We start from the raw sequence: 10,677 nt of genomic DNA, 5'->3' as shown, positions 1-10,677 counted from the left end.
ACTGATAACTGATAACTGATAACTGATAACTGATAACTGATAACTGATAACTGATAACTGATAACTGATAACTGATAACTGATAACTGATAACTGATAACTGATAACTGATAACTGATAACTGATAACTGATTATGTCTCGTCGTCAACTGTTGAGTTTTTTAAGTGCAGTAATTCTGGCATTTTTTGCCTTGATTCCCGATGCTAACGCTTTGGGTGGCCCCCAACCCCCTTTAAATCAACCGGCACCCGATTTTACCCTACCGACTAACACGGGAGAAGGGAATATTTCCCTATCGGACTATCGAGGTAAATGGGTAGTTTTGTATTTTTATCCCAAGGATTTTACCCCCGGCTGCACCCTAGAAGCGCGGCGTTTTCAGCAGGATTTGCCGAAATATATGGCTAAAAATACGCAAGTTTTAGGGGTAAGTGCCGATGATGTCGATTCTCATGCGGAATTTTGTGACTCGGAGGGGTTAAAATTTCCCTTACTGGCAGATACTACCGGAGATGTTAGTAAAGCCTATGGTTCTTGGATGGGTTATGTTTCCCTGCGTCATACCTATCTTATCGATCCCGATGGGATTTTAAAAGAGATTTATTTAGGGGTAAATCCTGCCATTCACAGTGCCGAAGTTTTAGCACGTTTAGAGGAATTACAGGCGACTTCTTGAGATAATTGGTCTTGAATCTAGAAATTATCTTGATAAAAGCTATCTGCAGCCGATGAGATAAAAAAAATCCCGACCACGATTTTTTTTATCGGTGGGGGATATAGACTAACAACCTTAACCGAGATAATCAGGACTAATTGCAATTATCGTCCTTATCACCCTTACAGTCACGGTTTTGTAAAATTAGCGGCCAAGAGGAACGGTCAAAATGGTTATCTTGACTATTAACCGCTAAAGTGTGAGGAATTGAACCTAACAGCAAGGAGGCCAGAACAAACAAGGTTAACGAGATTTTCATGGTTTTACTCCCTTAAGCACCATCAGGTAATTGACCTATTTTTACCATAGGGCCTTCCCGCTCGGATGTCAGTCCCATTGCCAAGAGGGAAAAAGGGGTTAACATGGAAAAAAAGGGAATATAAGTAGAATAAAGTAGAACCGGATGAAACCACAGGGATGGGACGAGTTTCTCAAACATCTAGCTAGAGAATACGGTGTTCAAGGCAAATTAAAGGAAATTTTTTTAGTTCGTTTTGCCTATGAAAATTGGCGCAAACCAGATGAGGAAATTTGGGAAATGGCCGAGGCCGCCAGCCATGAAACCTATAAAAAACAGATGACTAAAATCTATAGCTATTTCTCGGCAGATAAAGATAATGGCTGTCCCGAACTAGAATTAGGTAGTAAAGGGCCGGGTAAGTTCCAAATCCTCCGGGAATGGTTCAAAGATATCAAATATCCTGAATGGAAAAATCACCCCACCCCGATACTAGCAGAAAAATCGGTTATAGATAGTTATATTAGCCGCCCTCCCGTCGAAAGCGACTGTTATCAAGAAATTAATCGTCCGGGGTCACTCATTCGCATTAAATCCCCCGAAAAGACCGGTAAAACTTCTCTGCTTAAACATCTGCTCGCTCAGGCAGATAGTTGGGGACATAGCACAGTTTATATTAATTGTCAAGTGGCAGAAAAGGCGATGTTTGCCAGTTTAGACCGATTTTGTCGCTGGTTTTCGGCGAATGTTAGCCGAGAATTGGGTTTAAAGCCGCAATTAGATGAATATTGGGATGAGGAACTATTTGGCAGTTTAATCAGTTGTCAAACCTATTTTCAGTCCTATCTTTTAGAACAGATTAACGGGCCGCTCTTTTTGGCCCTAGATAATTTAGACAGAATTTTCGAGTATCCGGACATCGCTAGGGATTTTCTGCCGCTTTTGCGCTGTTGGCACGAAGAAGCTAATAATTTAGAAATCTGGCAGAATTTGCGGTTAGCGATTGCTAATTCCACGGAAATCTATATTCAATTGGACGCTAATCAATCTCCCTTTAATGTCGGCCGTGCGATTAAATTACCCGGTTTTAGCCTCGAACAACTGGAAAACTTGGCTAGTAGCTACGGATTGCCTAAAAATGACGATAATCAGCGTTTTATCGGGGATTTAATTGCTCTAGTCGCTGGTCATCCCTATCTTAGCCGTTTGGCCCTGGAAGCGCGGGTGCGCGGGGAAAAAAATATTCTCCCTAATGCTGCTACCCAAGGGGGAATTTATGCGGCACACCTGCGTCATCACTGGGATAATCTGCAAAAACAGCCGGAATTATTGACAGCGATGGGGGAAGTGGTTAATTCTTCCGATAAGGGAGTGCGATTAGAACCGATTACTGCCTATAAACTGGAAAGTATGGGTTTAATTCAGTTAAAAGGCGACCTAGCCCAGCCTAGCTGTCAATTATATCAACTTTACTTCCGAGAGGAACAGACCAGCAGCGATCTCTAGTAGATAATTATACTAAATCCGTTGAGTACAGGCTAGTTACGAGGAGAGGCACTCATGCAAAGGGGAATAAATAATCAGTTTTTAATAACCGGATTTACTATCACATTTGCAGAAATATCGACAATCAGCAATTATCAGTGACTCTTAAATTATTACAAATATATCAGCAGCCGCGTGTAAGCATCCCACCGAAAAGCTCATGCGCTCCGGGGTTCGGGGGAGGCGCTTCGTCCCCCGACGGGGGGTTTGGGGGGTAGAACCCCCCAAAAGCTTGGATTGAGGAATAAAATCGGAAGTAACGATCAATTTTGGCAGATAGTTTCCCTTTAAAAATTCCAACTTAGTAGATTTACAAAAATGAGATGCACCCGCTCAAAGATTGCTCAACTTGCTAAAGATTGTAGTTCGGAAGTGCCATAAACTCTCACGATTTTGTCTTGGCAGGCCGTGGCGATATAATTACCATCGGGACTAAAACAAACCGAATAGATTTTCTGGGGATGGGGAATAGAAATAATGGCTTTTCCTGCTTTTAAATCCCATAATTTTAGGCTTTTATCATCACCACCACTGGCTAATAGTTGATTATTAGGACTAACACTAACTGAATTGATATGATCACTATGTTCGCTGAGAGTTTTTACCTCTGTACCTCTTTTAATATCCCAGATTTTAATAGTTTTGTCTTTGCTGCCACTGGCTAAAAATTTGTTATTACTGCCGAAATCTACCGATAAAATACCTCCAAACCAATCGGAATGACCTTTTAAGGTAATACTGCTCTTTTCTCCCAGATTCCAAATAATTACCGTTCTGTCATTTTCGCCGCCACCACTGGCTAAAAGTTGACCATTTTGACTAAATTTAACTGTTAGGACTTTATCGCTATGACCTTGTAAAGTAGAAAGAATTTCTCCAGTTTTTACTGACCATATTTTCACCGTTTTATCTTCACTACCACTAGCAATAATTTCCCCATCGGGATGAACAGCTACTGCTGTAACTTTGTCTTGGTGTCCCGTTAAGGTAGAGATTAATTTTTTAGTTTCTAGTGACCAAATTCTTACGGTTTGATCATCTCCTCCACTAATCAAATATCCTTGACAGGGACTAAAAGCAACAGAGTTAACTCCCTTGTCCCACCAACCGGCTTTTTCATGTCCTTGTAAAATAAATTTTTGATTTTTTTGCCAATCCCAAACAATCACAGTTAACTCGTTATCTCCACTAGCCAAAAATTGACCATCTTGGGAAAAAGTTAGACATTTAACCTCACCTTCATGGCCTTCTAGGGATTTAAAAGATACTAAGGGATTAAACATAGTGAAAACATTAGTTAATCAAGATTTTTCGGCATTACCCGATGTTGGTTGTTCTCTAGGAGACTAAGCCATCCCTGAGATAACTTTTGAGAAATCTCCGCTCACCACAAGTACGGGGAAGCCATTGTTCCGTCATTATAACTAATTACAGCGTTTCTCGTCAAGGAGATTCATTGCTTATAAGTACCCGTTGACAATCATAGTAATAGGGTAGGTGAGGGGACAATAATCGAAAAAATTGCCCGATAAATTAAGTATTGCCTGTAACCTAGCCAAAAAAGGCTGCTATTCAGGATCGCTATAGGGTAAGATTAACTATTAGGGTGGAGTTTATTGCCGATTTTAATCTTGTCCTAACCGCGCAAAATTGACAATTGAATCTGTAATTTTAAAAATATCTATCCCGTCAATCTCATCTAACCGCAAATGCTTAAAATTTTAGTTGATGGTACACCGATAAGACAAAATCCTAGCGGAATTGGATTATATGCTTATCACCTGATTGCCGAATTAGCTAAATTACAAAACCAAGAAAACTTTTCCCTGTCTCTCTGTTTTCAACCATCGGTAAAAAACTGGCTGCGGGGTAATCTTTCTATTCCCGAAAAACTGCAATCCTATCCAGAGGTTAAATGTTTACCAATTCCCGTCAGTCTTAGCAATATCTTAACCCGATTTCCTAATCCTCTAATTCCCTATCTAGAAAACTTTCTTGATTCTCCCGATATTCTCCACGGATTGGATCATGTGGTGTATCCTTGTCGTCAGAGTCGTAAAGTTATGACTATTCATGATGTTACTTTTATGAAATATCCTCAGTTTGTCACGGGGATTGTCAAAACCTACACCCAACGCATTAAACAATCTCTACAATGGACAGATTTAGTTATTGCTAACTCCGCAAGTACCAAACGAGATATTATTGAATATTTAGGTGTGAACCCAGAGAAAATTTTTGTTACTCCCCTCGCAAGTCGTTATTCTTCTCTCCCCAATTATCCCTCATCTCTAACCATCACTAAACCCTATTTACTCTTTGTTAGTACCCTAGAACCAAGAAAAAATATTATTAATCTTATCACTGCTTTTAACTATCTCAAGGACAGGTATAAATTAGACCATAATCTGATTCTGATTGGCAAAAAAGGATGGAAGTATGAACCAATTTTTGAGAAAATATCTCAGTCTCCCTTTCGAGATAGTATCCAACATCTTGATTATCTTGCTGATGACTTAGTTGCGGATTATTATCAAAAAGCCGATGTTTTTGTTTATCCTTCTTTTTATGAAGGTTTTGGATTACCAGTTTTAGAAGCGATGACTTTAGGTTGTCCTGTGGTAACTGCTAATACTGCATCCTTACCCGAAGTCACCGGAGACTCGGCAATATTAATTAATCCCGATAATCCCCTGGAAATTGCTGGAGCAATTTATCAAGTTATTAGTGATACCTCTCTCCGTCAAGAATTAATCACTAAAGGAAAAAAACAAGCGGCAAAATTCTCTTGGCAAAAAACTGCACAAGCTACCATAAAAGCTTATCGTTTTCTTTTATAATAACTGGCAAATATCTATGAATAAAAATGAACAATTATTAATCAATCTCGCTTTTCTCGGTACTAAATATACTGGATTGACTACCTATACTAAAAATCTAATTCCCCAATTAGATAACTTAAATCCTACCCTAATCACTTCTAATAGTTACCCAGATTTTAACACCTATCCTGTCTCGGCAAACCTCACCCAGGAGCGGGGAACCAAAGGCAATATTAAGCGCTTAATTTGGACAGAAACCCAACTCTATCAAACCTATCAACAATTAAAGTCTTCCCTGCTATTTACCCCTATTCCCGAAGCACCTATTTATGGAAATTGCCGCTATATTGTCACAGTCCATGATTTAATTCCCCTGCGATTTCCGAAATTTTCTCCCCTAACTTTTTATAATAAATACTATTTACCCCAAGTCCTGAAAAAAGCCACACATATTATCGCTGTTTCCCACGCAACGGCCGCCGATATTAATAAGTTTTTTAACATACCTCTTGACAAAATAACCGTGATTCTTTCTGGATATGATGCTGATAATTTTCGTCCGCTAAATCTGGCGACTCGTCCCTATTTTCTCTATCTTGGTCGTTATGATCCTCATAAAAATCTCGGTCGTTTAATTACTGCTTTTTCCCAAATCGATCCCGAATATCAATTATTAATTGTCGGTCAATTTGACCCCCGTTTTACGCCGGCTCTACAGCAACAGGTAGAAGCATTATCAATCTCTCAACGGGTGCAATTTTTAAACTATGTTTCCTATGAAGAATTGCCGCAACTTTTAAACCAAGCAACTGCTTTAGTTTATCCCTCCCTTTGGGAAGGTTTCGGATTACCTGTACTAGAAGCGATCGCCTGTGGAACTCCTGTAATTACTTCTAATCTTTCCTCTCTCCCGGAAGTTACAGGAGAGGCGGCAATTTTAATTAATCCCTATAGTATTGATGAGATGAGAGAGGCAATGCAGCAAATCGCCACGGATGAACAATTACGCGTAAAATTAAAGTCCCTCAGTCGTCAACGCGCCGAGCTTTTTAGTTGGGAAAAAACCGGTCAAGAAACCGCCACAATTCTGCAAAGTTTTCTCTAAAAATGGTGATAAAAAAATTTATCAATCATTTTAGGATGAGTTATACTAAATCCGTTGAGTAACGCACAGAAAACGGGTTTCTCCGAGAAACCCGTTTTCTACTCATGCAAAAGGCAACAGGGGGAATAAATAATCAGTTTTTAATAACCAGATTTAGTATCAAAGCATAGTAGATGGATTCATGAATCCATCTACCTGGGGGGGAAATTTAGGATGACTTCCTATATATTACTATGCCATTCTTCGGGAATTTGAGCGACTTTTTCTTGGCCAGTAGGCTGATGAATAGGTTTTCCTAAAGGACGAATTTTGAGATTTCCTTGCAAATAAGCGGCGATTCTTTCCCTGGCAATTTTCACATATTCTGCTTCTTTTTCACTCCCCATCACTCGACGATTGTGCATAATACTAGCAATCAGAGAAGTTCCAACCCCGGCAAAGGGATCAAAAACCCAATCCCCCTCATTTGTCAAGGCTAAAACACATCTTTCTACTAATTCGATTGGATATTGACAAGGATGGATAGTTTTCTCTGGATGATTAGATTTAACGTTAGGAATATCCCAAAGTAACTCATCCCATTCTTGTGCTAAAAACTCCCAAACATCGCTGGGATTTTTCCCTAAAGGATTACCAGAGGGTTTACCGATATTTTTACCTTTAAAATGGCGCTTACCAGGGTATTTAGCGGGGATTCTCACCGGATCAAGATTAAAGATATATTTATCGGTTTTTGTCAGCCACAAAATAGTTTCATACCTGCCAGAAAATCTTTTAGAGGTATGTAATCCATGGCCAAAATGCCAGACAATTCTATTTCTTAAAAAGAAACCCATTTGTTTAAATAGCTGATAATAAAAAATATCTAAAGGATAAACTTCTCCCTCTTGAACGAAATTTCCCACCTGCCAGCAAATACTGCCATTATCTTGCAAGATTCTAGAGAATTCTCGCATAATTTTGGTTTGGGTTTCCAGATAAGTATCCAAAGAGATTTTTTTTTCGTAGTCTTTTCCTAAATTGTAGGGAGGAGAAGTAATAATCAAGCTCACAGAATTATCTGGTATAGTCTTGATAAAATTATTGCTATCTCCTTGATAAAGAATTATTTCGGCATCAGGTTGATAAAAGTCTCGCACTGATTTTGATTGAGAAAATAAGGGCAACTGATTCATAGACAATTTAGCAGAGAATAGCTACTTTTAATTAGGGTTTGCGGCAAAAAGTTTTTCCTGGGGGCAGGGTGTGGCCCCCCAACCCCCCCGACATCGGGGGGGCAGGTGGGGTGTGGGGTTTTACCCATTTTACATCCAATATTCAAGAGAGCCAGTTTTTTAAAACAATTAAAAAATTCTACTTTTTTAGATAAAAATCGGGAAGAAAGTTTTAACTTTTTTCTATTCTTCCCTTAACTCAGATTAGCTCAAACCAGAAACGCACTCGCCTAATTCCACTGTAAAAGGTTGCCAAGGACGAGGATCAATTACCTTTGTCGGTAAGGCATGGGATGTTAATAATTCTTGAAAAGATTCGGGACTACCCTCAGCACTTAACACCGCCATCAATAAACCTTTAAACTCGATATCACCACCGGCAGCCGTAGAAATAATATATTCGGGCTGCAAGCGTTGACAAACTGCTAAGGCGCTTTCTTGTCCTTTGATTACCGGTCCGAGGAAAGGTATTTTTAAATCAATCAAAGGAGTGATAATAACATCAATTTTACCGAGAGAATCGAGGCTAGGAGAATGATAACCGTGGGGTTCGTAGTAGATACTCTGATTTGTCGCTAATTCCTTGATAACATAACCATTTTCCACCAGAGTCGGCCCGACTGGAGAACCGGGGACGGCAGTAATTTCGATCGCATTGTCAAAGATATAACTAGAGCCGTGGGTTAAAGGGATGAGATGGGTATAATTAAGCGCTCGAACGACTTTTTCGGCATTAGGAGAAGCCACCACGGGAATTTGGCGATCGAGTACCTGTAAAGTAGGAGGATGGGCGTGATCTTCCAAACCTTGGGAGAGAAGAATCAGATCGATATTTTGGGGAATGGCATGATTAGCGGTTTTTTTGCCCTCAAATAGCCAAGTTAAATTACCAAACGTCAGGGAACCTACCAACCAAGGGTCGAGAAGCAGGCGTTTTCCCCCGATTTCGATTAACCAAGAATTACTATCAAGCCAAGTTAACTGCATATAAGCCGAGGAATAATGGGGATTTTCTTAATTTAATTTAACATTAGCATTAACTTTTCTGCGCTTGGGGGTTTTTCAGTCATCAGTGAAAACACAGCACTGTTAATGCCATTTATAGCAGTTATCTTAATGGTGAGGTAGGAAGTCTCTGGTTTTAGGGAACGGGCAACAGTAGCCAGTCGTCTGGGGGTGATACCAAATTAGGTTACACTTCATCTTGAGGAGAAACGCTGTCACACTCCTCACTCAATGCCGGTCACTGAAAACCCAAATCTGATCACTGATTACTGATTACTGATCACTGATCACTGATTAGTCAAGGCTTAAGAAATAGGGAAAGTTTAGCTATCCTAGGGAAAGTAGGCGCTAAAAGGGGAGGAAGAACGCATCAGCCGAGACTGAATTTCTATGACTAAACGTACCTTCGGTGTTATCGGACTAGCTGTCATGGGAGAAAATCTCGCTCTCAATGTGGAGAGTCGGGGTTTTCCCATCGCTGTTTACAATCGCACCGCCAGCAAAACTCAAGAATTTATGGAAACTCGCGCCGTCGGCAAAGATGTCAAGGCGGCCTATAGTTTAGAAGAATTCGTCCAAATTTTAGAGCGTCCCCGCAAAATCCTGGTCATGGTCAAAGCTGGCCCGCCGGTGGATGCCGTGATTGAACAATTAAAACCCCTTCTCGAAGAAGGAGATATGATTATCGATGGCGGTAACTCCCTCTATGAGGACACGGAAAGACGCACCCGGGACTTAGAATCGACCACTAAACTGGGTTTTGTCGGCATGGGGGTCAGTGGTGGCGAAGAAGGCGCTCTGCACGGTCCTTCCCTGATGCCGGGGGGTACAGAGTTCGCCTATCGGGAATTAGAGCCGATTTTAACCAAAATTGCCGCCCAAGTCGATGATGGTCCCTGTGTCACTTATGTGGGGTCCGGGGGGGCGGGCCATTATGTGAAAATGGTTCACAATGGCATCGAGTACGGCGATATGCAGTTAATTGCGGAAGCCTACGATGTGCTGAAAAATGGTCTAGGACTAAGCAATCAGCAGTTACAGGAAACTTTCGCCGAGTGGAACCGCACCGATGAGCTTAATTCTTATTTAATTGAAATTACCGCCGATATCTTTAAGTGTGTTGACCCAGAAACTGGTCATCATCTGGTGGATTTAATCTTGGATTCGGCGGGACAGAAGGGAACCGGACGCTGGACTGTGTTAAGTTCCTTGGAGTTGGGGGTGCCAATTCCGACCATTTATGCTGCGGTTAATGCTCGCGTGATGTCCGCTTATAAGGAGGAACGGGTGGCAGCCGCCAAAGAGTTACCCGGACCTGGGGAAACCTATCCGGGGGATGCGGCACTATTTGTGGATAAGGTGCGTGATGCTCTTTACTGCTCGAAAATGTGTTCCTATGCCCAGGGTATGGCTTTAATCGCTAAAGCTTCTCAGGAGTTTAACTATAATATCAGTCTGCCGGAATCAGCCCGGATTTGGAAGGGTGGCTGTATTATTCGGGCCAGTTTCTTGGATAAAATTCGCAAAGCTTTTGCGGAAAATCCGGGCCTGCCGAATTTGTTGTTAGCGCCGGAATTTAAGCAAAGTATCCTCGATCGCCAAGAAGCTTGGCGTGAGGTGTTAGTCTTAGCTAATAAGTTGGGAATTCCTGTCCCGGCTTTTAGTTCTTCTTTGGACTATTTTGATAGTTATCGTCGGGCTAATTTACCGCAAAATCTCACCCAAGCACAACGGGATTATTTTGGCGCTCATACCTATGAACGTACCGATAAACCCAGAGGTGAGTTTTTCCATACGGAATGGATGGCCGGACTGTAAGGCTATCTAATATCTTCTCCCCTTTTTATTTCTGGTAAAAAGGGGAATTTTTTGGCTATCGGTCAAGAATTTTCGTTGACATCCTCGCCGCCGTAAAACGGACGGCGATTCCTCACCACGCCACTTTTTTAGGGTGGTCGCTGAATGGGGTTGACGCTTCACCGAAAAACGCTTAATTGCTTAAGTCTGACTCTTTCTCCACGTCCGTTTTGAGT

9 protein-coding genes are annotated in these 10,677 nt (G+C 41.2%); 5 read left to right on the top strand and 4 right to left on the bottom strand.

From position 1 onward, the window contains the following. Nucleotides 1-133: 133 nt before the first annotated feature. Nucleotides 134-676, top strand: a complete 543-nt coding sequence (locus ACE1AQ_RS14775) for a peroxiredoxin (protein ID WP_008197318.1) — start codon at nucleotides 134-136, stop codon at nucleotides 674-676. Between the two features lie 133 nt (nucleotides 677-809). Here ACE1AQ_RS14775 and ACE1AQ_RS14770 read toward each other — a convergent pair whose 3' ends face one another. Then, nucleotides 810-974 (bottom strand): hypothetical protein, encoded by a 165-nt coding sequence (locus ACE1AQ_RS14770; RefSeq protein WP_008197316.1) that lies wholly within the window; start codon nucleotides 972-974, stop codon nucleotides 810-812. Between the two features lie 144 nt (nucleotides 975-1,118). Between ACE1AQ_RS14770 and ACE1AQ_RS14765 the strand changes: the two genes are divergently transcribed. Further along, nucleotides 1,119-2,459, top strand: a complete 1,341-nt coding sequence (locus ACE1AQ_RS14765; RefSeq protein ID WP_008197314.1) for an AAA-like domain-containing protein — start codon at nucleotides 1,119-1,121, stop codon at nucleotides 2,457-2,459. 383 nt (nucleotides 2,460-2,842) lie between these two features. Here ACE1AQ_RS14765 and ACE1AQ_RS14760 read toward each other — a convergent pair whose 3' ends face one another. After that, nucleotides 2,843-3,781 carry a WD40 repeat domain-containing protein gene (locus ACE1AQ_RS14760; RefSeq protein WP_110545667.1) on the bottom strand — a complete coding sequence of 313 codons (939 nt, stop codon included), beginning with the start codon at nucleotides 3,779-3,781 and terminating at the stop codon, nucleotides 2,843-2,845. Nucleotides 3,782-4,207: 426 nt separating this feature from the next. Between ACE1AQ_RS14760 and ACE1AQ_RS14755 the strand changes: the two genes are divergently transcribed. Next, entirely contained in the window at nucleotides 4,208-5,338 is a 1,131-nt protein-coding gene (locus ACE1AQ_RS14755; protein ID WP_110545669.1) for a glycosyltransferase family 1 protein, read from the top strand. A 16-nt stretch (nucleotides 5,339-5,354) separates the two neighbouring features. Further along, nucleotides 5,355-6,425 (top strand): glycosyltransferase family 1 protein, encoded by a 1,071-nt coding sequence (locus ACE1AQ_RS14750; protein WP_110545672.1) that lies wholly within the window; start codon nucleotides 5,355-5,357, stop codon nucleotides 6,423-6,425. Nucleotides 6,426-6,646: 221 nt separating this feature from the next. Here the strand turns inward: ACE1AQ_RS14750 and ACE1AQ_RS14745 are convergent, their stop codons facing one another. Together ACE1AQ_RS14745 and ACE1AQ_RS14740 are read right to left on the bottom strand one after the other, a co-directional pair. Next, nucleotides 6,647-7,600: a DNA methyltransferase gene (locus ACE1AQ_RS14745; RefSeq protein WP_008203146.1), complete on the bottom strand. Its 954-nt coding sequence runs from the start codon at nucleotides 7,598-7,600 to the stop codon at nucleotides 6,647-6,649. Nucleotides 7,601-7,843: 243 nt separating this feature from the next. Beyond that, nucleotides 7,844-8,626 carry an MBL fold metallo-hydrolase gene (locus tag ACE1AQ_RS14740; protein WP_110545674.1) on the bottom strand — a complete coding sequence of 261 codons (783 nt, stop codon included), beginning with the start codon at nucleotides 8,624-8,626 and terminating at the stop codon, nucleotides 7,844-7,846. A gap of 408 nt (nucleotides 8,627-9,034) precedes the next feature. Between ACE1AQ_RS14740 and gnd the strand changes: the two genes are divergently transcribed. Further along, on the top strand, nucleotides 9,035-10,462 hold the full coding sequence (gene gnd, locus ACE1AQ_RS14735) for a decarboxylating NADP(+)-dependent phosphogluconate dehydrogenase (RefSeq protein ID WP_106909272.1): 1,428 nt from the start codon (nucleotides 9,035-9,037) through the stop codon (nucleotides 10,460-10,462). The last annotated feature ends 215 nt before the right edge of the window (nucleotides 10,463-10,677 follow it).

This window comes from Microcystis sp. BLCC-F209 (genome assembly GCF_041928595.1).
Classification (GTDB): domain Bacteria; phylum Cyanobacteriota; class Cyanobacteriia; order Cyanobacteriales; family Microcystaceae; genus Microcystis.
The sequence above is the reverse complement of the archived record's forward strand: the minus strand, read 5'-3'. Positions and strand labels throughout refer to the sequence as shown.